The following is a 23,157-nucleotide window of genomic DNA, read 5'->3' as shown; positions in this document are numbered from 1 at the left end:
CGATTTACGGCCTTGTAGTAGTAACGGAATTAACAAACCACTGCTGGATGTTGCTCATCGCAGAATGCGAGGTATCCAGAATCGGCTGCGGATAGAAGCCAAGCAGTACCAGAAGCACGACCAGCAACAGGATGATAAACAGCTCACGCAGCGACATCCCTGGCAGTTCAACACTGGCAATCTGGCTCTTCGCCTTACCAAAGTAAGCGCGATGCAGCATCGCCAGCGAGTAAACAGAAGCAAACACCAGACCAAATGTCGAGATCACGGTAATAACCGGAACCACCTGGTAGCTGCCGAACAGAATCATAAATTCGCCAACGAAGTTACCTGTACCCGGCATACCCAGCGTACATACTGCGAAGAACATTGACAGCGCAGGCAACCATTTCATTTTGCCCCACAGGCCGCCCATCATACGCATATCACGCGTGTGCAGACGTTCGTACAGCTGACCACACAGGATGAAAAGACCGGCTGCGGACAGGCCGTGCGCGATCATCTGAATCACCGCACCCTGGTATGCCAGCTGGCTGCCGGTGTAGATAGCAATCAGTACGAAGCCCATGTGGGATACGGAGGTGTAAGCAATCAGACGTTTGATGTCGTACTGATTAAAGGCCATCCACGCGCCGTAGAAGATGCCGATGACGCCAAGCCACATTGCGATAGGTGCAAACTCCGCTGACGCATTCGGGAACAGCGGCAGGGAGAAGCGCAGCAGACCGTAGGCTGCGGTTTTCAGCAAGATACCTGCCAGGTCAACGGAACCTGCGGTCGGTGCCTGGGAGTGAGCATCCGGCAACCAGCCGTGCAGCGGAACCACCGGCATTTTCACCGCGAAAGCGATGAAGAAGCCCAGCATCAGCAGGTATTCCACGCCGTGGGACATCGGAGTATTCAGCAATTCTTCATAGTTGAAAGTCCACACGCCGGTCGCTTTGTAGTGCACAAACACCAGCGCCAGGATGGCAATCAACATCACCAGACCACTCGCCTGGGTATAAATGAAGAACTTGGTTGCTGCCGTGATACGCGTTTTACCGTCAGAGGCTTTATGCCCCCAAAGCGCGATCAGGAAGTACATCGGCACCAGCATCATTTCCCAGAAGAAGAAGAACAGGAACATGTCGATGGCAAGGAACACGCCGATTACGCCGCCTAAGATCCACATCAGGTTCAGGTGGAAAAAGCCCTGGTATTTTTCGATTTCATTCCAGGAGCAAAGTACCGCCAGAACACCGAGCAGGCCGGTCAGCACCACCATCAGCAGCGACAGACCGTCGATAGCAAGATGAATCGAGATGCCAAAGCGTGGGATCCACGGCAGGACAAACTCAGACTGCCACTGCGGAATGCCAGTGGATTGCGTCAGTGAATAGCCGCCCTGCAACCAAAGTTGCAGGCCAAGCGCCAGCGTCAGTCCCATGGTAATCAGCGCGATCCAACGCGGCACCTTCACGCCAAAGCGTTCGGTCTGCCAGCACAGGAAGCCACCGATAAAGGGAATCAATATTAGCCAGGGTAGTAACATGGCGATTTTTATTCCTTTTTAAGGCCCCTAATAGAGGCCTGATTTTCAACGAATTTGGATAAAATTCACTTTACGATCAACGCAGTACCATCAACAGAGCCAGCACAACGACGGCACCGATGCTCATTGATGCTACATACCAACGCAGATAGCCGTTCTCGCTTAACAACAGGCCTTTACCTGCAAATCGGGAAAGGATCGCCGGAATGTTCATCATTGCGTTCAGCGGATCGCGTTTCAGCAGCCATGCAACGCCCAGGAACGGCTTGACGAACACTTTGTCGTACAGCCAGTCGAAGCCCCAGGCGTTATACCACCAGGTACCCAGCAGACGGCCTGGCGCACTGTTGGCAATCGATGTCACCAGAGTACGTTTACCCAGCCACAGCCATGCAGCGATCAGAATGCCTGCAATCGCGACGATACCGGAGGTAATTTCCAGGGTCATCACGCGACCATGCTCAAGCTCGGTCGTCGCAGGCAGTACACCCTGCAGCGGTGGCACAATCAGTGCGCCAACGAAGGTGGACAGGATCATCAGCACAATCAGCGGCAGATGATGTGTAATCCCCTTCCCTGCGTGAGCGTGAATTTGCTCTTTACCGTGGAACACGATGAAAATCATACGGAAGGTGTACAGAGAGGTCATGAACGCACCGACCAGACCTGCAACCATCAGGTTGATATGACCGTTCGCCATCGCACCGGCCAGAATCTCATCCTTACTGAAGAAGCCTGCGGTAATCAGCGGCAGAGCCGACAGCGCCGCGCCACCGATCAGGAAGCAGAGATACACCAGCGGAATAGACTTACGCAGACCGCCCATCTTGAAGATGTTCTGTTCGTGGTGACAGGCCAGGATAACCGAGCCGGATGCCAGGAACAGCAGCGCTTTAAAGAAGGCGTGCGTCATCAGGTGGAAAATCGCCGCGTCCCACGCCTGAACCCCGAGAGCCAGGAACATATAACCAATCTGGCTCATGGTGGAGTATGCGAGAACGCGTTTGATGTCGGTCTGTACCAGCGCGGCGAAACCAGCCAGTACCAGAGTGATAGCCCCGATAATCCCCACCAGATGCAGGATTTCCGGCGTCATCAGGAACAGGCCGTGAGTACGTGCAATCAGGTAGACACCGGCGGTAACCATCGTCGCGGCGTGGATCAGCGCGGAGACAGGCGTCGGACCTGCCATCGCGTCAGCAAGCCATGTCTGCAACGGCAGCTGCGCGGATTTACCCACCGCACCGCCCAGCAGCATCAGGGTTGCCCACATCAGCATGTTGTTACCATCTGCAAAGTGAGCAGGTGCCAGTTCCACCATTTCGCGGAAGTTCAGCGTGCCCAGCTCGTTGTAGAGGATAAACAATGCGAAGGCGAGGAACACGTCACCCACACGGGTCACGACGAAGGCTTTCATTGCCGCAGCGCCATTCTTCGGATCGGTGTAATAGAAACCGATCAGCAGGTAGGAGCACAGGCCCACGCCTTCCCAGCCGAGGTACATCAGCAGCAGGTTATCCGCCAGTACCAGAACCACCATGCTGGCGATAAACAGGTTGGTGTAGGCGAAGAAACGGGAGTATCCCTCTTCACCGCGCATATACCAGGAGGCGAACATGTGGATCAGGAAACCCACACCGGTCACCACACTGAGCATGGTCAGCGACAGGCCGTCCAGCACCAGATTAAAACCGATATTGAAGTCACCGACAGACATCCACGTCCACAGCGGCTGGCTGTAGGCCTGTTGACCATTAGCAAAGAAGTCAACGCCAACAAACGCGGTCACCAGCGCCGCCAGGCCAATCGACCCGACGCCCACGGTCGCGGACAGATTTTCTGACCAACGACCGCGAGAGAACGCCAGTAATACAAAGCCAATAAATGGCAGAATAATGGTTAAGGCAAGCATGTTCATCCACGCATCTCACTTACTGAATCGATGTTCAGGTTCTGGCGACGGCGATGAAGTTGCAGCAACAGCGCAAGTCCAATGCTCGCTTCCGCAGCCGCAAGGCTGATGGCGAGAATATACATCACCTGACCATCGGTCTGGCCCCAGTAGCTTCCGGCGACCACGAAGGCCAGCGCGGAGGCGTTAATCATGATTTCCAGCCCGATCAGCATAAACAGCAGATTGCGGCGGATAACCAGACCGGTTAAGCCCAGTACGAATAAGACAGCCGCGAGGATCAGTCCATGTTGTAAGGGGATCATGCGTGCTCCTCCGTTTTTCTTTTCGCGCGGTCATCGGTGCGATTGCTCAGCACTTCACCAGAACGCTCTTCGCGCCCTACGTGGAAGGCCACAACCAGACCTGCCAGCAGCAGCATCGAAGCCAGCTCGACCGCCAGTACATACGGTCCGAACAGGGAAATACCGACAGCTTTCGCGCTAATTGGCGTCCCGTCGATGCCCTGATCGTTAACACCCAGAATGGCATAAACAATAACCGCCAGCATGATGGCCGACAGAATCGCCGGTCCAATCCACACCTGCGGTTTCAGCCACTGGCGTTCCTGTTCAATTTCAGAACCACCGAGGTTGAGCATCATGACCACGAACACGAACAACACCATGATGGCGCCCGCGTAGACGATTATTTCCAGCGCCCCCGCGAAGTAAGCACCTAACGAGAAGAACACCCCGGAAATCGCCAGCAGCGAAATAATCAGGTACAGCAGTGCGTGTACCGGATTGGTGTGGGTGATCACCCGCAAGGTTGCGAGAATGGCTATCAGGCCACAGATATAAAAAGCGAACTCCATTGCCCCTCTCCTTACGGTAACAGGCTCTTGACGTCGATAGGCTTGGCTTCGTTCTCTGCTTCGCCCTTATCTTTGCCGTCGATTGCCATACCTGCCATCCGGTAGAAGTTATATTCCGGGTATTTACCCGGACCGGAGATCAGCAGATCCTCTTTCTCGTAAACCAGGTCCTGGCGCTTGTACTCACCCAGCTCGAAATCTGGAGTCAGCTGAATAGCCGTTGTCGGACAGGCTTCTTCGCACAGGCCGCAGAAAATGCAGCGTGAGAAGTTAATGCGGAAAAACTCCGGATACCAGCGGCCGTCTTTGGTCTCTGCTTTTTGCAAAGAGATACAGCCTACCGGACACGCTACCGCACACAGGTTACAGGCAACGCAGCGCTCTTCGCCGTCTGGGTCACGGGTCAGAACGATACGACCACGAAAACGGGGCGGTAGATAGACCGGCTCTTCCGGGTACATCTGCGTTTCGCGTTTCGCGAACGCATGCAGGCCGATCATCCAGATACTGCGTACCTGGGTGCCGAAACCTACGAACAATTCTTTTAAGGTCATGGTCTTTGTGTCCCTTATTGCGCCTGCCAGAGAATGACAGCCGCCGTTACCAGCAAGTTGACGAGCGTCAGCGGCAGACAGACTTTCCAGCCGAAGGACATTACCTGGTCATAACGAGGACGCGGTAACGACGCACGAATCAAAATGAACATCATCATGAAGAACGCGGTTTTCAGCGCGAACCAGACGAATGGCGGTAAGAACGGACCATGCCAGCCACCGAAGAACAGGGTAACCATCAGTGCAGAAATGGTGACGATGCCGATGTACTCACCCACGAAGAACAGACCGAATTTCATACCGGAGTATTCAATGTGGTAACCGTCGGCCAGTTCCTGCTCGGCTTCTGGCTGGTCAAACGGGTGACGGTGACACACCGCCACGCCCGCGATGGCAAAGGTGACAAAACCAAAGAACTGCGGAATAACGTTCCAGATATCAGCCTGGTTGTTGACGATGTCGGTCATGTTAAATGAACCGGCCTGCGCCACCACGCCCATCAGGGAAAGTCCGAGGAACACTTCGTAGCTCAGCGTCTGCGCAGACGCACGCATCGCACCGAGCAGCGAGTATTTGTTGTTACTGGACCAGCCTGCGAACAACACCGCGTATACCGCGAGGCCTGCCATCATCAGGAAGAACAGGATCCCGATATTCAGGTCAGCAACCACCCAGTTCGGGCTCACCGGCACGATGGCGAAAGCCAGCAGCAGCGAGGTAAAGGCGATCATCGGTGCCAGGGTAAAGATGACGCGATCCGAGAATTTCGGGATCCAGTCTTCTTTAAAGAACATCTTGATCATGTCCGCAACCAGCTGGAGCGAACCGCCCCAGCCAACACGGTTCGGTCCGTAACGGTTCTGGAACAGACCGAGCAGACGACGTTCGCCAAAGCTCATGAATGCCCCGCAGGTGACCACCACCAGCAGAATCACGACCGCTTTGAGAACGCTCAGCAGGATCTCAATCAGATCGGGTGTAATCCAACTCATTGTTGTGCCTCCTGCAGATCCTCAAGACGTGCACCAGCCAGAACCGGCGCGATGCCAGGCATACCCATTGGCAAACCAACCTGCCCTGCCGTTAATCCTTCAGCGATTTCAACCGGCAGCGTAACCGTGTTGCCATCGTAGCTGAAAGAAACGCGCGTACCGGCATTCACACCCAACTTCGCGGCATCAGCCGGGTTGAGTTTGATGTACGGCTGCGGCATACGGGTCTGGAAGACAGGCGCACGCTGGGACATTTCGTCACTACCAAACAGATGATAGTAAGGCGCGACACGCCACTGACCATCCTGAGCCTGGAAGCTCGCCGGAACGGTTGTGAAGTAATCCAGACCATCTGCCGAAGCTTCGATCAGACGCACGCCCGGATCGCCATGACGCAGTTTACCGCCCACTTCATCCTGGAACTTGTTCCACGCCTGTGGGGAGTTCCAGCCCGGAGCCCAGGCAAACGGAATTTGCGAACGCGGCGCAGACGGTTGGTTGTTCCCTTCCATAGAGAAAGCGAACATGGTGTCTTTGTCCTGCGGCTGGCGTGGTTCGTGAACGCTGATGTTGGCGCGCATTGCGGTACGACCACTGTAGCGGTGCGGTTCACGTGCCAGTTTCTGTCCACGGATACGGAAGCTTGCATCCGGCGCGGCATCTTTAATACCCGCCAACTGCGGTAACTTCTCAACGACCGCGTCGATAACATGGTCGAGCTGCGTCCAGTCCACTTCACGACTCTGCACGGTACTGTGCAGCGAGTGCAGCCAGCGCCAGCTTTCCAGCATTACGGTGTTGCTGTCGTAGTAGGATGGGTCATAGACCTGGAAGAAACGCTGGGCGCGACCTTCGTTGTTAATTACCGTACCATCGCTTTCGGCGAAGCTAGCGGCGGAAAGCACCAGATGGGCGTTTTCCATAATAGCCGTGCGCTGATGGTCAACAACCAGTACCAGCGGCGCTTTCGCCAGCGCGGCGTTCACACGCGTTGCTGAAGCATGGCGATGCAGGTCATTTTCCAACACCACAACGGCGTCAGCACGACCGGTTTCCAGCTCGGTCAGCGCGTCGTCGAGGGAACCACCGCCAATCATACCCAGCCCCATGCTGTTAACAGAGCGAGCAATCATGGTGATTCCGACGTCTGCGCCACGGCCTTTCAGCGCCTTCGCCACGTTGGCAGCAGCCTGAATCACGTCGGCGCTACCGGCGTTGGTACCGGAAATAATCAGTGGTTTCTTCGCCCCGGCCAGAGCCTGAACGATGACGTCAATTTTGTTCTGCAGGTCACGGTCGATACCGTCAACCGCCGGGGCGTTGTTATCCAGCGCATGGGCGATCGCGAAACCTAAACGCGCCTGATCTTCAACCGGCGCACGGTAGGTCCATGCCGCGATATCATCCAGACGGGTGTTATCGACGTTGGTAACGAACAGCGGGTGCTTGGCGCGCTGGCCGATGTTGAGGATTGCCGCAATCTGCCAGTCGGCCACTTTCTGCGCCGCCGCCATTTCACGCGCTTTACCTTTCACCGCCTGACGCACTGCCAGCGCAACGCGCGCGCCGGTTTGGGTGACATCTTCGCCCAGGACCAGAACCGCATCGTATGACTCGATTTCGCGCAGTGCCGGGGTATGAATACCGCCGTCACGCAGCACGCTCAGAGCCAGTTGCAGACGTTCCTGCTCGCCCTGGGCAATACCGGTATAGAAGTTATCCGCACCGACCAGTTCACGCAGCGCGAAGTTACTTTCAACGCTGGCACGCGGGGAGCCGATACCAATCACTTTCTTCGACTGACGCAGAATATCTGCCGCGCCCTGCATCGCCTGTTCGGCGTTCAGCGTGATCAGGTCATCGCCACGACGCTGTACCGGCTGGCGTGGACGGTCTTTCAGGTTCACGTAACCATAGCCAAAACGACCACGGTCGCAGAGGAAGTAGTGGTTAACGGTACCGTTGTAGCGGTTTTCGATACGACGCAGTTCACCGTAGCGCTCGCCCGGGCTGATGTTACAGCCGATAGAACACTGCTGGCAGATGCTCGGCGCAAACTGCATGTCCCATTTACGGTTATAACGCTCGGAGTGCGTTTTATCGGTGAAGACGCCGGTCGGGCAAATTTCCACCAGGTTACCGGAGAATTCGCTTTCGAGCGTACCGTCTTCCGGACGACCAAAGTAGACGTTGTCATGTGCGCCATAGACGCCCAGATCCGCGCCATCGGCGTAATCTTTGTAGTAACGTACGCAGCGATAGCAGGCGATGCAGCGGTTCATTTCGTGAGAGATGAACGGCCCCAGGTCCTGGTTGCGGTGAGTACGCTTCGTGAAGCGGTAGCGACGGAAGCTATGACCGGTCATGACGGTCATATCCTGAAGGTGGCAGTTACCGCCCTCTTCACAGACCGGACAGTCGTGCGGGTGGTTAGTCATCAACCACTCCACTACGCTTTCGCGAAACTGCTTCGCTTCTTCGTCATCAATTGAAATAAAGGTGCCTTCGGTGGCCGGTGTCATACAAGACATCACCAGGCGACCACGCGTGTCTTCCGCGTTTTGATATTGCTTCACCGCACACTGGCGGCAAGCACCGACGCTTCCCAGCGCCGGGTGCCAGCAAAAGTACGGAATATCAAGGCCGAGAGACAGACAAGCTTCCAGCAGGTTGTCCGCTCCGTTGACCTCATATTCTTTGCCGTCTACATGAATCGTAGCCATAGTCAGCATGCTTCCAGTTGGCTCGGTCTAAAACCGAGCGTTAATCGAATTTCTGATCGCGATTCAGGGTTACCCTGCTATTACCAGCGCTCTTTCAGCAGGTTCGGCTGAATACCACCAATCTGATGGGTATTGCTGAAGGACTGCTTGATGCCAGCTTCGAATTCTTCGCGGAAATATTTAATGGCGCTCTGCAGCGGCTCCACCGCACCCGGGGCGTGTGCACAGAAGGTTTTACCCGGGCCGAGGAAACGACACAGTTGCTCAAGCGTCTCGATATCCCCAGGCTGGCCTTCGCCACGCTCCAGCGCGCGCAGAATTTTCACACTCCACGGCAGACCGTCACGGCACGGCGTACACCAGCCGCAGGACTCGCGGGCAAAGAACTCTTCGAGGTTACGCACCAGAGGAACCATGCCAATCTCGTGATCGACGGCCATTGCCAGCGCGGTGCCCAAACGGCTACCGGCTTTACCAATGCTTTCGAATTCCATCGGCAGATCGAGGTGCGCTTCAGTCAGGAAGTCAGTACCCGCGCCGCCCGGCTGCCAGGCTTTGAACTTCAGGCCATCACGCATGCCGCCCGCGTAATCTTCGAGGATCTCGCGCGCGGTAGTACCGAAAGGCAGTTCCCACAGGCCAGGGTTCTTCACGCGACCTGAGAAGCCCATCAGCTTGGTGCCCGCGTCTTTGCTCTGCGAAATGTTCTGGTACCACTCCACGCCGTTCGCGAGGATAGCTGGTACGTTACACAGGGTTTCGACGTTGTTAACGCAGGTCGGCTTACCCCAAGCGCCAGAGCTTGCCGGGAACGGCGGCTTAGAGCGTGGGTTAGCACGACGACCTTCAAGGGAGTTAATCAGCGCCGTCTCTTCACCGCAGATATAGCGCCCTGCCCCGGTGTGGACAAACAGTTCGAAGTCGAAACCGGTGCCCATGATGTTTTTGCCAAGCAAGCCGGCTTCGGTTGCTTCGGCAATCGCGCGACGCAGATGCACAGCCGCTTCGATATATTCACCACGCAGGAAGATGTAACCACGGTACGCTTTCAGCGCAAACGCGGAGATCAGCATGCCTTCCACCAGCAGGTGCGGCAGCTGTTCCATCAGCAGACGGTCTTTATAGGTACCCGGCTCCATTTCATCGGCGTTACACAGCAGGTAACGGATGTTCATGGATTCGTCTTTCGGCATCAGGCTCCACTTCAGACCGGTGGAAAAGCCCGCACCGCCGCGCCCTTTCAGGCCAGCGTCTTTTACCTGATTAACGATTTCGTCCGGTGACAGCCCGGTCAGGGCCTTACGCGCACCTTCGTAGCCGTTCTTGCTACGGTATTCGTCCAGCCAGACCGGCTGTTTGTCATCACGCAGACGCCAGGTCAGCGGATGCGTTTCGGGAGTACGGATAATGTCTTTCATTTATACCGCTCCAGCAGTTCGGGAATGCCTTCCGGGGTCAGGTGAGCATGAGTATCCTCATCGATCATCATGTTCGGCCCTTTATCGCAGTTCCCCAGGCAACAGGTCGGGAGCAGCGTAAAACGACCGTCAAAGGTCGTCTGCCCCGGCTTGATGTTGAGTTTTTTCTCAAGCGCAGCCTGGATCCCCTGATAGCCGTTGATATGGCACACCACGCTGTCGCAATAGCGGATCACGTGGCGACCTACCGGCTGGCGGAAGATCTGGCTATAGAACGTGGCAACACCTTCTACGTCGCTTGCCGGGATCCCCAGCACATCAGCGATCGCATAGATCGCCCCATCCGGCACCCAGCCACGCTGTTTCTGAACGATTTTCAGCGCTTCAATGGACGCCGCACGCGGGTCTTCGTAGTGGTGCTTCTCGTGCTCAATCGCTTCACGCTCAGCCGCACTCAGCTCAAAAGCCTCGGTTTGTGGTTGTTGATTCTCGTGCATAATTAGCGGTCCACATCTGACATAACAAAATCGATACTACCCAGGTGGACGATAAGGTCGGACACCAGGCTGCCACGTACCGCTACCGGGATCTGCTGCAGGTGCGCATAGCTCGGGGTACGGATACGGGTACGGTAACTCATGGTGCTGCCATCGCTGGTCAGGTAGTAACTGTTAATACCCTTGGTCGCTTCCACCATCTGGAAGGACTCATTTGCCGGCATAACCGGTCCCCACGAAACTTGCAGGAAGTGGGTGATCAGGGTTTCGATATGTTGCAACGTGCGCTCTTTCGGCGGCGGCGTAGTCAGCGGGTGATCCGCTTTGAACGGGCCTTCCGGCATGTTGTTGAGGCACTGCTCAAGGATGCGCAGACTCTGGCGCAGCTCTTCAACTTTCAGCATCACTCGGGTATAGCAGTCGGACACGCCGCCGCCAACCGGGACTTCAAAGTCAAAGTTTTCGTAGCCAGAGTATGGACGCGCTTTACGCACGTCAAAATCAATACCGGTCGCACGCAGCGCAGCACCGGTACAACCCCAGTCCAGCGCTTCTTTCTTACCGTAAGCGGCAACGCCCTGCGAACGGCCTTTCAGGATGGTGTTACGCAGTGCGGCTTTCTCGTAGGAATCCAGACGTTTTGGCATCCAGTCGAGGAAGTCACGCAGCAGTTTGTCCCAACCGCGCGGCAGATCGTGTGCCACACCGCCGATACGGAACCAGGCCGGGTGCATACGGAAACCGGTGATCGCTTCCACTACGTCATAGATTTTCTGACGGTCGGTAAAGGCGAAGAAGACCGGCGTCATCGCACCGACGTCCTGGATGAACGTGGAGATGTACAGCAAGTGGCTGTTGATACGGAACAGTTCAGACAACATAACGCGAATCACGTTGACGCGATCCGGCGTGGTGATGCCAGCCAGTTTCTCAACGGCCAGTACGTAAGGCATTTCGTTAACACAGCCGCCGAGGTACTCGATACGGTCGGTGTACGGAATGTAGCTGTGCCAGGACTGACGTTCACCCATCTTTTCAGCGCCACGGTGGTGGTAGCCGATGTCAGGCACGCAGTCGACGATTTCTTCGCCATCAAGCTGCAGCACAATACGGAACGCACCGTGAGAAGACGGGTGGTTAGGACCGAGGTTGAGGAACATGAAGTCCTCGTTTTCGGAACTACGCTTCATGCCCCATTCTTCTGGTTTGAAGGTCAGTGATTCCATTTCCAGATCCTGTTTGGCTTTGGTCAGCTCAAACGGATCGAATTCAGTCGCACGCGCCGGGTAGTCTTTACGCAGCGGATGACCTTCCCAGGTATGCGGCATCAGCAGACGCGTCAGGTGCGGGTGACCTTCGATGTCGATGCCAAACATTTCCCAGGTTTCACGCTCATACCAGTTGGCGTTCGGGAACAGTTTGGTGAACGTCGGTACGCGCAGGTCGTTTTCAGACAATGCCACCTTGAGCATGATATCGCGATTGCGTTCAATGGAGATCAGGTGATAGAAAACGGAAAAATCCGCGGCAGGTAACCCTTCGCGGTGCGTACGCAGACGTTCGTCCATGCCGTGTAAGTCAAACAGCATGACGTAAGGTTTCGGCAGTCTCTTTAAGAAATCGCCAACTTCCAGTAATTGTTCACGCTTGACCCAAACAACAGGTACCCCGGTGCGAGTCGCCTGAACGGTAAAGGCATCCGGCCCAAAACGGTTGCGCAGTTCGCCAATGACCGGGTCATCAAGGTGATCCCGTGTTTGCCATACAGCGTCTTGCGCGGTTAAGTCGGTCATATTGTTCACCATTGCAAATGGTCCGTGGTGGTCGGCAGTGCTTCGCGCTATTTATGTAGTGATAAGCGAAGGAAGTGCTGCTGCCGACAGGCGCAAATTAAATCTCGTCTGGTGTACGAAGATTCGTTACAGCAATACGTTCGCCGCGTTTACGCTCGCGTTCTGACTGCATATTGGCGCGATAAACGCCCTGATCGCCAACCACCCAGGAGAGCGGACGGCGTTCTTTGCCAATGGAATCTTGCAGCAGCATCAGAGCCTGCATATACGCTTCCGGACGCGGCGGGCATCCCGGGATGTACACATCGACCGGAATAAATTTATCAACGCCCTGCACCACAGAATAGATGTCGTACATACCGCCGGAGTTGGCGCATGCGCCCATGGAAATAACCCATTTCGGTTCCAGCATCTGATCGTAGAGGCGCTGAATAACCGGCGCCATTTTGGTAAAGCAGGTTCCGGCGACGACCATCAGGTCAGCCTGACGCGGCGATGCACGCAGTACTTCCGCACCAAAACGGGCCACATCGTGCACGGCGGTAAACGAGGTCACCATCTCAACGTAGCAGCAGGAAAGGCCAAAGTTATATGGCCAAATTGAGTTTTTACGGCCCCAGTTAACCATGTCATGCAGCTTACCCATGAACACGTTTTTGTTAACTTCTTGCTCCAGGGGGTCGGTTACGATCTCCTGTTTTTGCAGGGGGTAACGGTCGTTCTCACCGTTAGGATCTATGCGGGTGAGCGTATAATCCATCTTAATGCCTCGCGGTTAGCGTTGACGATTAGCGATACTGTTCGTTTCCGGGTTCATACGCTCGCGGCGTGAACGCGCGGGCGTCCAGTCCAGCGCGCCAATACGCACCAGATAAACCAGACCTGCCAGTAACACAAAAATAAAAATTGCAGCTTCCACAAAGCCAATCCAGCCGCTTTCACGGATAGAAGTTGACCATGCGAACAGATACAGCGCTTCAACGTCGAAGATAACGAAGAACATGGCTACCAGATAAAACTTGGCAGACAGGCGCAAGCGGGCGGTGCCGACCGAGTCGATACCTGATTCAAACGGCACGTTTTTAGATCTCGCGCGCGCGCGACCACCTAAAAACCAGCCGCCGACGAGCATCAGGCAGCACAGGCCAATGGCAACAATAAGAAAGATAGCGAATGCCCAGTGATGAGCGATGATTTCAGTGGATGTTGACATACTCATTGCTTACTCATCAAAAGTAGCGCCAAATTCTCTGCTCTTTTCGGCAGATGAACGCCACATCGATTCATGGGGAGGAATAAAAAAAACCTTACAATCACTGTGAAAAACCATTTTATACAGCTAATTGATGGGGTTTTTTACTCCTTTCTATAACCTTTTGTCAACTTTAACAAAAGTTTCCTCACATTATTTTACACCGTTCCAACTTCATTAACATAAAGTGCTATTTAGACCAATTTCGATCGCATCATCGGTCATTTTTAATGTTGTTGAATCGTGTCCGTAGTGAAGTAAAAAAGATAATACTCACCTATTTTGACAGGAATTCACCCAGATGCCTCCCCCTAAATGGGAGTATTTTCTTGATCTGTGACACGCTTTTGTTAATTCACCATAAAAAACAGCAACAATTTCTCTAGTTTTTTAACATGGAAACAATTAGTAACGCGGCTGCTTATTTTTCAACCAGATGTCAGGCCGTTTTTTTACCTTCTGATTTTGTTAAGTTTTAGTATAGCAAATGACATAAAGCGGCAATATTTGCATAAAAAAAGAGCCGCTGGATGTTTTTTCATCACCAGTGGCTCTTTTTTACACTAACATTTTAAAACGATTTTTTGTGACGGATTACTCAAAGTCGCCTTCAACAATCAGCGAGTCATCTCCCCCTTCAGGGGTAAACTGATTGTATTGCCAAGGATTTTGATACGTTTGCATCGACTTAAAGATAACTTCTGCCAACTCATTTTGCGTGGACGGATCGCAGCACAACAGATACTCAGTATCAGGCAATGGCGGTAATCCGTCGGCGGCACCCAGTACGCGTAAATCCGGACTCATCATTTCAACAGGTCGCGCAGTGACGCCGAGCCCTGCTTTTACCGCCGCGCGAACCGCAGGTAATGTTGAAGCGACATAAGCCAGACGCCACGGGATCTGAGCAGCATTTAATGTCGCCAGCACGATATCGCGAAACGGGCTCGGATCGTCCAGCAGAACCAACGGTACCGGCTCACCTTTTTGCAGAATATATTCGGCAGCACAGTACCAATGCGTTGGCGAGGTACGCAGATTCAGACATTCAAAATCGCCAGGACGGTTGGTAGTCACAACCAAGTCCACTTCTTGCGACTTCAGCATATCCACCATGTAGGCGTTACGCTTGACCCTCACATCCAGCGCAAGCTTCGGATAAACCGAACTTATCCGGTTGAGCAGGAAAGGCAGTATGGTATCGGCAGATTCATCAGAAGCACCGATAGTTAACACTCCCTGAAGATTATTAAACATTAATGATGAGCATGCCTCATCATTAAAGCGCAGTATTTTTCTGGCGTAACCCAACAGTTGTATACCATGTTCGGTCAGTAGTTTGTTGCGTCCATGGCGCGCGAACAACTCTTTCCCCACGAGTTGCTCAAGACGCTGCATTTGCTGACTCACCGCAGACTGAGTTCGACATACCGCAGCTGCCGCAGCCGCAAAGGTATTCAGGTCGGCAACAGCAACGAAGGTTCTCAGCAGATCGAGGTCGAGGTTAATTATCGGACGATTTGCATTTATCATAGTTTTTCACTTACTCGCGGGTCATACCGGGTTAATGCTGTGCATTTGGAATCAAACAACTCCATTTGTAATGTGCCTCCCTCGCAGTTTCGCTTAGTGTAACCAAGTGAAAATAAGGATGTATTTGGTTTAACAAACGAAACAATTCTCTTTCCTGGCTATTTTAATTCCCGTGATATTCATCGGAATATAGCAACGAGAAAGAGTCGAATTTTTAGCTGCTGGATGATTCTGACTTAGGGAAAACATGTAAATTTTGTAAATTTAAAAAAAAGTTAACGAACAATAATTTACACATTAAAAACTAACTTTTCAGTGTGTTAGGAACAACCAACAAACATTTGAATTATCTTAAAATTCAGACTACTTACCATTTCATGAGACTTATCTTAACCTAAAACCACTATATTTATAAGTGTTATCGTGAATAATTCCAGGCTACCAGGTGTTATGTCAGAGCAGCGGTTTTGCTATTATTGGCCCATCCAATTTAATGTCGTTTAAATATTAAATAATAATTAATTAAGAATTCTTCAATTCATTAATTATGCTTAACAATGAATTCACACCGTATCACGTACGGATCAGGCCGATAACAGACCCCGCAGATAAAACCTCAGTATTTTCGAATTACCTCATCCAGCTTAGACGCCCGTGACATTTCGCTTTACAGGCTTAACTTTTTTTGACCAAACAAATCACCACAACCAAACCAATAAAGCAAAACATACTACCAACAAAATACATATAGATAGATTATTATCTCATAATATTTACATTATTTAGTTGTTAACAGTTAATTATCACTTCATAGCTTTTCAAAATCTTCTACTAAAGACCCTTCAAAACTCACCGCCGTGGGAGTACATTGTGCTGGGCTGACTTCCATGGCAGGGAGTGGCATTCACAGCTAAAAAGGTCAACGTTCATGTCCCCCATTGAAAAATCCAGCAAATTAGAAAACGTCTGTTATGACATTCGCGGCCCGGTTCTGAAGGAAGCAAAGCGCCTGGAAGAAGAAGGCAATAAAGTTCTGAAACTGAACATCGGCAACCCGGCGCCATTCGGGTTTGAAGCGCCAGATGAAATACTGGTGGATGTGATCCGCAATTTGCCAACAGCGCAAGGATATTGCGACTCCAAAGGCCTTTATTCCGCCCGTAAAGCGATTATGCAGCATTACCAGGCCCGTGGTATGCGCGACGTAACCGTGGAAGATATTTATATCGGCAACGGCGTTTCTGAATTAATTGTGCAGGCTATGCAGGCATTGCTGAACAGTGGGGACGAAATGCTGGTTCCTGCTCCTGATTATCCGCTGTGGACGGCGGCGGTATCGCTCTCCGGCGGTAATGCCGTGCACTACCTGTGTGACGAATCATCAGACTGGTTCCCGGACCTGGATGATATCCGCGCCAAAATCACGCCGCGTACGCGTGGGATCGTCATCATCAACCCAAACAACCCAACCGGCGCTGTTTACTCTAAAGAGCTGCTGATGGAGATTGTTGAGATTGCTCGCCAGAACAACCTCATCATCTTTGCGGATGAGATTTACGACAAAATTCTCTACGACGACGCTGAACACCACTCCATCGCTGCAATGGCGCCGGACCTGCTGACCATCACCTTCAATGGCCTGTCAAAAACCTATCGCGTTGCCGGTTTCCGTCAGGGCTGGATGGTGCTGAACGGGCCGAAGAAACATGCTAAAGGGTATATTGAAGGTCTTGAGATGCTGGCCTCTATGCGCCTGTGTGCCAACGTTCCGGCGCAACATGCCATTCAGACCGCGCTGGGCGGATACCAGAGCATCAGCGAATTTATCATGCCTGGTGGGCGTCTGTATGAACAACGCAACCGCGCCTGGGAACTGCTCAATGACATTCCTGGTGTCTCCTGCGTAAAACCGCGCGGCGCGCTGTATATGTTCCCGAAAATTGATGCTAAACGCTTCAACATTCATGACGACCAGAAGATGGTGCTCGACTTCCTGCTGCAGGAAAAAGTACTGCTGGTTCAGGGAACAGCGTTCAACTGGCCGTGGCCGGATCATTTCCGCATCGTCACGCTGCCGCGTATTGACGATATTGAAATGTCGCTGAGTAAATTTGAGCGTTTCCTGTCAGGGTATCACCAGCTGTAATTAAACAAAGGCTGTCGGATGGATGACGAGTATTTGCATCTGACAGCCTTCTCTGCGCAAAATGACTCTTAGGTTGCCATCATATAAGGGTCGTTATGAAGCAGAGCCATTTTTTTGCCCACCTCTCCCGTCTGAAGCTCATTAATCGCTGGCCGCTGATGCGCAACGTGCGCACCGAAAACGTGTCTGAACACAGTCTGCAGGTTGCCATGGTTGCCCATGCGCTGGCCGCGATCAAAAACCGCAAATTTGGTGGTCAGGTTAATGCTGAGCGTATTGCTCTGTTGGCGATGTATCACGATGCGTCAGAAGTGCTGACCGGTGATCTCCCTACCCCGGTGAAATATTTCAACTCGCAGATTGCGCAGGAATATAAAGCGATAGAGAAAATTGCTCAGCAAAAGCTGGTCGATATGGTACCTGATGAACTGCGCGATATTTTTGCGCCGCTCATTGATGAACATGCCTTAAGTGAAGAAGAGAGATCGATTGTTAAACAGGCCGATGCCCTGTGCGCGTATCTGAAGTGTCTGGAGGAACTCTCTGCCGGTAACAACGAATTTCTGCTTGCCAAGACGCGTCTGGAAAAAACGCTCGAGTCGCGACGCAGCGAAGAGATGGACTACTTTATGGACGTGTTTGTCCCGAGTTTTCACCTCTCATTAGATGAAATCAGCCAGGATTCTCCGCTATAAACGCATGACCCAGTGGCGGCGAAGATATCTCCGTCGCCATCCGCCAACAAAATCAAAACGGAAACAGCATCGGGATCATCACCACGCACACCGCCATCACAATGATGGTAAACGGTACGCCAATCTTCACGAAATCGCTAAAGCTGTAGTTGCCAGGTCCGAGCACCAGAGTGTTTACCGGCGAAGAGACCGGTGTCATAAAGGCTGCGGATGCCGCCATCGCAATCCCCATCGCAAAAGGATACGGTGAAACGCCCATCGACTTTGCAGCCGCCAGCGCGATTGGCGCCATCAGCACCGCCGTCGCGGTGTTGGAGATAAATAACCCGATAGTCGCACACAGCACGAACAGGCAGCCCAACATCATATACGGGCCATACCCGCCGCCGACATCCATCAGCCCTTTCACCACCAAATCGACACCGCCGGTTTTTTGTAAAGCCAGCGCGAAGGGCATCATCCCGACAATCAAAATAATGCTTGGCCAGTGAATCGCTTTATAGGCACTTTCGGCATCAATACAGCGAAATTTCCCCATCAGCAGACAGGCGATGATCGCAGCCACCGTATTGGGAATTTCATCAGTGAGCATCAGAGCAACCATCAGCACCAGACAGAAAATCGCATGCGGTGCCTGGCTGTGCGCCGGAGAAGCTTCACTGACTTCCTCGGGCATATTCAGCACGACAAAATCACGCCCTTTTTGTCCCAACAGTGTGATGAGCTTCCAGTTGCCCACCACTAATATGATATCGCCCATCAGCAATGGCTCATCCACCACCGCTCCAGCCAGAGCCGCGCCATCGCGCTTCAGCCCAACGACATTCAGCCCGTAACGGGTACGAAAAGCGATTTCCCGTACCGTTTTGCCGATCAATTCCGATTCAGGGATCAGAGAGATCTCGGCCATCCCCACATCAAGCGCCTGCTCCGAGAAGTATTCGCCGCGCAGTACCATCGGTTCCAGAAACTGTTCACTGCAAAATTCACGCAGGTCGACATCGGCCGCGGACATATCAATCAGCAATACATCACGGGCGCGAAACTCAGAAACCCCGTTAACGTCGACTATTACGCGACGAAAGCGACGCCAGCGTTCCACGCCAATCACGTTTGCCCCGTAGCGCTCACGCAGCTTCAGATCATCCAGACGCTGGCCAATCATAGGAGAACCGGGACGAATCGCCAGGCGACGCGCGCGCCCGGTCAGACGATATTCTTTAATCAGATCGCGAAAGGTCCGGCGTTTCCAGCCGTCTCCCGGCTGCCTGGAATCTTCTCCCTTGAGCATAAAGCGCATCAGCAGCATATAAATTATGCCGAGAACCAGAACCACCAGCCCCAGCGGGGTAACGCTAAAAAAGCTGAACCCGTTAAGTCCTTCACGTAACAGTTCACTGTTGACGACCAGGTTCGGCGGCGTCGCCACCAGCGTCATCATGCCGCTTATCAAGCCGGCAAAGCTCAGCGGCATCATCAGGCGTGAAGGGGAAATTTCCATGCGCATGGAAACGCTTAAGACCACCGGGATAAAGATGGCGACCACGCCGGTCGAACTCATAAACGCCCCGAGTCCGGCAACGGTAATCATCAGCAACACCAGCATTTTGACTTCACTGCTGCCAGCCACCTTCACCAGCCAGGCACCCATTACTGTCGCCACCCCGGTACGCACCAGGCCGTCGCCGATAATGAATAATGCCGCTATCAAAATAACGTTAGGATCGCTGAATCCGGAAAAGGCTTCTGTGATGCTCAATGTTCCGCTCAGAACAAAGGCAATGATGACCAGCAAAGCGACCGCGTCCATACGCACTCTGCCAGTGACAAACAAGACGACGGCAATCGCCAGCAATGAGAGAACCCATATCAATTCACCGTTCACAACATATCCTTGTTAAATGAGAGGGATGGATCGATTCTGCCATAAAAAAGCCCCAACAATCTGGGGCTAAATCATGTTCAGGTATTTCTTACCACGACCACATTTCCGTTAGGCTGTTTGGTCACAGAAATATGTTCCAGACTGGTCAGCGAAAAATCGACCTCATCCAGACGCGGCGTGTCCACAGGCGCGTTGACCGCTATCACATGACACCCTGCCGCCAGTCCTGAAAGCACCCCAGCGGGCGCATCTTCCACCACCGCGCATTCCTGTGGCGCAAGGCCCAGAAGCTGGGCGCCTAACAGATAGGCGTCAGGCTCGGGTTTGCCTCTTTTTACCCGCTCGGCGGTGACAAACACTTCAGGAGCAGGCAGCCCCGCGACACGATGACGCGCTCGTGCGACCGGCATGGATCCGGAGGTCACAATCGCCCATGGAATACCCGCTTTATTGAGGTGGTTGAGTAAATCAACCGCTCCCGGCAGCGCAGTGATCCCAGCGGTTTCCGTCGCTTCGATCTGCTCCAGGCGGGTGAATTCCGCGGCGATCTCAGCCTCAGATTTGCCCACCATAAAGTGTCGCAGGGAGGTAATGGCCTGCTTGCCATGAATAAAGCCGAGCACCTCGGCGTGATCGAGGCCAAAACGATCGGCCCAGTTGCACCACGCGCGTTCTACTGCGGGTAAGGAATCGACCAGCGTTCCATCCAGATCAAACAGAAAACCTTTGCACTGCACGCTCGCCCCCTCAGGCATTAATGATTTGGTTAATTTCATTCGCACTCAGGTGATACTGGCGCGGGCAAGAGTGCCAGACATTTAGCATACGCTGATATTTTTCCCACATTGGGGTCTGGGCGTTGAAGCCATGCGTACCCGCATCAAAGTGGGTATAACGACCTTCCACATTAACCATAAAACGTACGTATCCGAGGTAACGGGCTTCCGTTGCGGCGTCAAAGCCAAGGAAGGTTACGCGACGCTCATCAATAGCCTGCGCGTCCTTAAGATTAGTCCAGGACACATGTAATGCGTGATACATCTCCATAATATCGATAATCGTACGACAGGTTTCTTCCGTCAGCTCACCAAACTCACGATCCAGCTCGCGCATCTGCAAGCCGTAACCGCGTTCAATAATCGTCTGCAAACGACGATAACGCTCGGCGTTAGTGGGATCGAGCATAGTCATCATTTTGTACTGATTAGACAAAATCAGACGTTGAGCGTTGGTCATTTCCATTTGGGACTCCTGTATCACTACTACTGCGATGAAAAAAAAGAAGGCATCTTGTGCCTTCTTTTATATGCGTAATCAGGGGTCAATTACAAATCATCAAGGAAAGTTTTATCCAGTTGTTTGAAGGCGCGCTTAAGCGTGTCAGCCAGCGCCTGATAATCAGGCTTTCCTTCTACCGGAGTGAGCGCCTGCCCGGCTTCTTGCAATTTACCCCGAACTTCGTAGAACCAGTTGAGTATTGAAGGCGGCAGCGGCGTTACAGAACGTTTACCCAGCCACCACATGCCCTGCATCGGCAGGCTGAGCGCAAACAGCGCAGTCGCCACGGCCGGTCCCAACTGCCCCCCTAACGCAATTTGCCAGCATAAGGTGAAGACGGCGATAGGCGGCATAAAACGGATCGCGTAACGCGTCATGCGGATCACGCGGTTCTCTACAAACACTGGCGCGAGGCGCTTTTCCATTGGCCACGTCTTCGCATAGTGCTGCCCCCGGCGAAACAAGCTAAAAAAATTGACGGAACGATTATCCGGTGTCGACATGGCGGTTACCTCAACTTCACATATAAAAATTAAAAAATTTGTGCAAAACAACAACTACAAAGGACATCGTTCAAAACATTTTGTCTTTAATACCCACATTCAGGTATCCTGTGCCGGCCTGTAAGGCCTTTAGTCCAAAATCATTGAGTCGTCAAATTGACACATAGTATGCCATTGGCTGAAAAATACGCAAAATGACATAGACTCAAAGGTATTTATTCCATCGTGCCCAAAAAGACTATGGCGCATGATGTTAATCATAAACGTCGGTGTCATCATGCGCTACGCTCTATGACTTCCTGACGTTTTTTTAGCCACGTATCATAAATAGGTACTTCCATGTCGAGTAAGTTAGTACTGGTTCTGAACTGCGGTAGCTCCTCACTGAAATTTGCCATCATCGATGCAGTAAACGGTGAAGAATACCTCTCTGGTTTAGCCGAATGTTTCCATCTCCCAGAAGCACGTATCAAGTGGAAAATGGACGGCGGTAAACAAGAAGCGGCTTTAGGTGCAGGCGCCGCTCACAGTGAAGCGCTGAATTTTATCGTTAATACTATTCTGGCACAAAAACCAGAACTGTCTGCTCAGCTGACTGCGATTGGTCACCGTGTTGTTCACGGCGGCGAGAAATACACCGGCTCTGTGGTTATCGACGATTCTGTTATTCAGGGTATCAAAGACGCAGCCTCTTTTGCACCGCTGCATAACCCTGCACACCTGATCGGTATCGCAGAAGCGCTGAAATCCTTCCCGAATCTGAAAGACAAAAACGTGGCTGTGTTCGACACCGCGTTCCATCAGACCATGCCGGAAGAGTCTTACCTCTATGCTCTGCCATACAGCCTGTACAAAGAACACGGTGTTCGTCGTTACGGCGCGCACGGCACCAGCCACTTCTTCGTGACTCAGGAAGCGGCAAAAATTCTGAACAAACCGGTTGATGAGCTGAACATCATCACTTGCCACCTGGGCAACGGCGGTTCTGTTTCTGCTATCCGTAACGGTAAATGTGTTGATACCTCCATGGGTCTGACCCCGCTGGAAGGTCTGGTGATGGGTACGCGTTCCGGTGACATCGACCCGGCGATCATCTTCCACCTGCACGACACCCTGGGCATGAGCGTTGACCAGATCAACAAAATGCTGACCAAAGAGTCCGGCCTGCTGGGTCTGACCGAAGTCACCAGCGACTGCCGTTATGTTGAAGATAACTACGCGACTAAAGAAGACGCTAAACGTGCAATGGACGTTTACTGTCACCGTCTGGCGAAATACATCGGTTCTTACACTGCGCTGATGGATGGTCGTCTGGATGCAGTTGTCTTCACCGGTGGTATCGGTGAAAACGCAGCGATGGTTCGTGAACTGTCTCTGGGCAAACTGGGCGTTCTGGGCTTTGAAGTTGACCACGAACGTAACCTGGCCGCACGTTTCGGCAAATCTGGTTTCATCAACAAAGAAGGTACCCGTCCTGCGGTGGTTATCCCAACCAACGAAGAACTGGTTATCGCGCAAGACGCGAGCCGTCTGACTGCCTGATTTCACACCGCCAGCCTAGCTGGCGGTGCTGTTTTGTAACCCGT

General features: G+C 52.8%; 20 protein-coding genes. 3 read left to right on the top strand and 17 right to left on the bottom strand.

From position 1 onward, the window contains the following. Nucleotides 1-4: 4 nt before the first annotated feature. The 13 genes from nuoM to lrhA form a co-directional block, all read right to left on the bottom strand. Nucleotides 5-1,534 (bottom strand): NADH-quinone oxidoreductase subunit M, encoded by a 1,530-nt coding sequence (gene nuoM / locus OGV52_RS21815; protein ID WP_016153831.1) that lies wholly within the window; start codon nt 1,532-1,534, stop codon nt 5-7. Between the two features lie 76 nt (nt 1,535-1,610). Beyond that, nucleotides 1,611-3,452, bottom strand: coding sequence for an NADH-quinone oxidoreductase subunit L (gene nuoL / locus OGV52_RS21810; RefSeq protein WP_016153832.1), 1,842 nt, complete (start codon nt 3,450-3,452; stop codon nt 1,611-1,613). Next, nucleotides 3,449-3,751 carry an NADH-quinone oxidoreductase subunit NuoK gene (nuoK, locus tag OGV52_RS21805; RefSeq protein ID WP_006683663.1) on the bottom strand — a complete coding sequence of 101 codons (303 nt, stop codon included), beginning with the start codon at nt 3,749-3,751 and terminating at the stop codon, nt 3,449-3,451. The genes nuoL and nuoK overlap by 4 nt, the downstream gene beginning before the upstream one ends. After that, nucleotides 3,748-4,302 (bottom strand): NADH-quinone oxidoreductase subunit J, encoded by a 555-nt coding sequence (gene nuoJ, locus OGV52_RS21800; RefSeq protein ID WP_016153833.1) that lies wholly within the window; start codon nt 4,300-4,302, stop codon nt 3,748-3,750. The genes nuoK and nuoJ overlap by 4 nt, the downstream gene beginning before the upstream one ends. Nucleotides 4,303-4,313: 11 nt before the next feature. Next, nucleotides 4,314-4,856, bottom strand: coding sequence for an NADH-quinone oxidoreductase subunit NuoI (gene nuoI / locus OGV52_RS21795; protein WP_003028062.1), 543 nt, complete (start codon nt 4,854-4,856; stop codon nt 4,314-4,316). A gap of 14 nt (nt 4,857-4,870) precedes the next feature. Then, nucleotides 4,871-5,848: an NADH-quinone oxidoreductase subunit NuoH gene (gene nuoH, locus OGV52_RS21790; protein WP_016153834.1), complete on the bottom strand. Its 978-nt coding sequence runs from the start codon at nt 5,846-5,848 to the stop codon at nt 4,871-4,873. After that, nucleotides 5,845-8,571 (bottom strand): NADH-quinone oxidoreductase subunit NuoG, encoded by a 2,727-nt coding sequence (nuoG, locus tag OGV52_RS21785; RefSeq protein WP_032931989.1) that lies wholly within the window; start codon nt 8,569-8,571, stop codon nt 5,845-5,847. Before nuoG ends, nuoH begins: the two co-directional genes overlap by 4 nt. Before the next feature lie 80 nt (nt 8,572-8,651). Next, nucleotides 8,652-9,989, bottom strand: a complete 1,338-nt coding sequence (gene nuoF, locus OGV52_RS21780; RefSeq protein WP_016153836.1) for an NADH-quinone oxidoreductase subunit NuoF — start codon at nt 9,987-9,989, stop codon at nt 8,652-8,654. Further along, a complete protein-coding gene (nuoE, locus tag OGV52_RS21775; protein WP_003028069.1) occupies nt 9,986-10,486 on the bottom strand; it encodes an NADH-quinone oxidoreductase subunit NuoE in 501 nt (166 codons plus the stop codon). Before nuoE ends, nuoF begins: the two co-directional genes overlap by 4 nt. Before the next feature lie 2 nt (nt 10,487-10,488). Then, nucleotides 10,489-12,291 (bottom strand): NADH-quinone oxidoreductase subunit C/D, encoded by a 1,803-nt coding sequence (gene nuoC, locus OGV52_RS21770; RefSeq protein ID WP_016153837.1) that lies wholly within the window; start codon nt 12,289-12,291, stop codon nt 10,489-10,491. A gap of 85 nt (nt 12,292-12,376) precedes the next feature. Then, nucleotides 12,377-13,039, bottom strand: coding sequence for an NADH-quinone oxidoreductase subunit NuoB (nuoB, locus tag OGV52_RS21765; RefSeq protein ID WP_003028075.1), 663 nt, complete (start codon nt 13,037-13,039; stop codon nt 12,377-12,379). Between the two features lie 15 nt (nt 13,040-13,054). Next, nucleotides 13,055-13,498: an NADH-quinone oxidoreductase subunit NuoA gene (nuoA, locus tag OGV52_RS21760; RefSeq protein WP_003028077.1), complete on the bottom strand. Its 444-nt coding sequence runs from the start codon at nt 13,496-13,498 to the stop codon at nt 13,055-13,057. Nucleotides 13,499-14,125: 627 nt separating this feature from the next. Then, entirely contained in the window at nt 14,126-15,064 is a 939-nt protein-coding gene (gene lrhA / locus OGV52_RS21755) for a transcriptional regulator LrhA (protein ID WP_016153838.1), read from the bottom strand. Between the two features lie 928 nt (nt 15,065-15,992). On the opposite strand from lrhA, the gene alaA reads away from it, so the two are divergent. Then, the gene (gene alaA, locus OGV52_RS21750) at nt 15,993-17,210 is read left to right on the top strand and encodes an alanine transaminase AlaA (RefSeq protein ID WP_005129483.1); all 1,218 of its coding nucleotides are present in this window, start codon (nt 15,993-15,995) and stop codon (nt 17,208-17,210) included. Nucleotides 17,211-17,305: 95 nt separating this feature from the next. Continuing rightward, nucleotides 17,306-17,905 (top strand): 5'-deoxynucleotidase, encoded by a 600-nt coding sequence (yfbR, locus tag OGV52_RS21745; RefSeq protein ID WP_003028083.1) that lies wholly within the window; start codon nt 17,306-17,308, stop codon nt 17,903-17,905. Nucleotides 17,906-17,957: 52 nt separating this feature from the next. Here the strand turns inward: yfbR and OGV52_RS21740 are convergent, their stop codons facing one another. From OGV52_RS21740 to yfbV, 4 genes are all read right to left on the bottom strand, one after another. Beyond that, nucleotides 17,958-19,790: an SLC13 family permease gene (locus OGV52_RS21740; RefSeq protein WP_016153839.1), complete on the bottom strand. Its 1,833-nt coding sequence runs from the start codon at nt 19,788-19,790 to the stop codon at nt 17,958-17,960. 77 nt (nt 19,791-19,867) lie between these two features. Further along, complete coding sequence (locus OGV52_RS21735) at nt 19,868-20,545, bottom strand: sugar phosphatase (RefSeq protein ID WP_085951065.1); 678 nt, start codon at nt 20,543-20,545, stop codon at nt 19,868-19,870. Then, nucleotides 20,538-21,032, bottom strand: a complete 495-nt coding sequence (locus tag OGV52_RS21730) for a YfbU family protein (protein ID WP_016153841.1) — start codon at nt 21,030-21,032, stop codon at nt 20,538-20,540. The genes OGV52_RS21735 and OGV52_RS21730 overlap by 8 nt, the downstream gene beginning before the upstream one ends. Nucleotides 21,033-21,115: 83 nt before the next feature. Next, entirely contained in the window at nt 21,116-21,571 is a 456-nt protein-coding gene (yfbV, locus tag OGV52_RS21725) for a terminus macrodomain insulation protein YfbV (RefSeq protein ID WP_016153842.1), read from the bottom strand. 339 nt (nt 21,572-21,910) lie between these two features. On the opposite strand from yfbV, the gene ackA reads away from it, so the two are divergent. Then, entirely contained in the window at nt 21,911-23,113 is a 1,203-nt protein-coding gene (ackA, locus tag OGV52_RS21720; protein ID WP_016153843.1) for an acetate kinase, read from the top strand. The last annotated feature ends 44 nt before the right edge of the window (nt 23,114-23,157 follow it).

This window comes from Citrobacter sp. Cb041, from assembly GCF_030336655.1.
Taxonomy (GTDB): domain Bacteria; phylum Pseudomonadota; class Gammaproteobacteria; order Enterobacterales; family Enterobacteriaceae; genus Citrobacter; species Citrobacter braakii.
The sequence above is the reverse complement of the archived record's forward strand: the minus strand, read 5'-3'. Positions and strand labels throughout refer to the sequence as shown.

What these genes read in the sequence shown, in the direction of transcription:
- nuoC (WP_016153837.1), bottom strand. Translation starts at nt 12,291, where the DNA reads ATGGTGAACAATATGACCGACTTAACCGCGCAAGACGCTGTATGGCAA.
- nuoJ (WP_016153833.1), bottom strand. Translation starts at nt 4,302, where the DNA reads ATGGAGTTCGCTTTTTATATCTGTGGCCTGATAGCCATTCTCGCAACC.
- nuoF (WP_016153836.1), bottom strand. Translation starts at nt 9,989, where the DNA reads ATGAAAGACATTATCCGTACTCCCGAAACGCATCCGCTGACCTGGCGT.
- nuoK (WP_006683663.1), bottom strand. Translation starts at nt 3,751, where the DNA reads ATGATCCCCTTACAACATGGACTGATCCTCGCGGCTGTCTTATTCGTA.
- OGV52_RS21735 (WP_085951065.1), bottom strand. Translation starts at nt 20,545, where the DNA reads ATGCCTGAGGGGGCGAGCGTGCAGTGCAAAGGTTTTCTGTTTGATCTG.
- nuoL (WP_016153832.1), bottom strand. Translation starts at nt 3,452, where the DNA reads ATGAACATGCTTGCCTTAACCATTATTCTGCCATTTATTGGCTTTGTA.
- nuoE (WP_003028069.1), bottom strand. Translation starts at nt 10,486, where the DNA reads ATGCACGAGAATCAACAACCACAAACCGAGGCTTTTGAGCTGAGTGCG.
- yfbV (WP_016153842.1), bottom strand. Translation starts at nt 21,571, where the DNA reads ATGTCGACACCGGATAATCGTTCCGTCAATTTTTTTAGCTTGTTTCGC.
- nuoA (WP_003028077.1), bottom strand. Translation starts at nt 13,498, where the DNA reads ATGAGTATGTCAACATCCACTGAAATCATCGCTCATCACTGGGCATTC.
- nuoH (WP_016153834.1), bottom strand. Translation starts at nt 5,848, where the DNA reads ATGAGTTGGATTACACCCGATCTGATTGAGATCCTGCTGAGCGTTCTC.
- yfbR (WP_003028083.1), top strand. Translation starts at nt 17,306, where the DNA reads ATGAAGCAGAGCCATTTTTTTGCCCACCTCTCCCGTCTGAAGCTCATT.
- OGV52_RS21730 (WP_016153841.1), bottom strand. Translation starts at nt 21,032, where the DNA reads ATGGAAATGACCAACGCTCAACGTCTGATTTTGTCTAATCAGTACAAA.
- ackA (WP_016153843.1), top strand. Translation starts at nt 21,911, where the DNA reads ATGTCGAGTAAGTTAGTACTGGTTCTGAACTGCGGTAGCTCCTCACTG.
- alaA (WP_005129483.1), top strand. Translation starts at nt 15,993, where the DNA reads ATGTCCCCCATTGAAAAATCCAGCAAATTAGAAAACGTCTGTTATGAC.
- nuoG (WP_032931989.1), bottom strand. Translation starts at nt 8,571, where the DNA reads ATGGCTACGATTCATGTAGACGGCAAAGAATATGAGGTCAACGGAGCG.
- lrhA (WP_016153838.1), bottom strand. Translation starts at nt 15,064, where the DNA reads ATGATAAATGCAAATCGTCCGATAATTAACCTCGACCTCGATCTGCTG.
- nuoI (WP_003028062.1), bottom strand. Translation starts at nt 4,856, where the DNA reads ATGACCTTAAAAGAATTGTTCGTAGGTTTCGGCACCCAGGTACGCAGT.
- nuoM (WP_016153831.1), bottom strand. Translation starts at nt 1,534, where the DNA reads ATGTTACTACCCTGGCTAATATTGATTCCCTTTATCGGTGGCTTCCTG.
- nuoB (WP_003028075.1), bottom strand. Translation starts at nt 13,039, where the DNA reads ATGGATTATACGCTCACCCGCATAGATCCTAACGGTGAGAACGACCGT.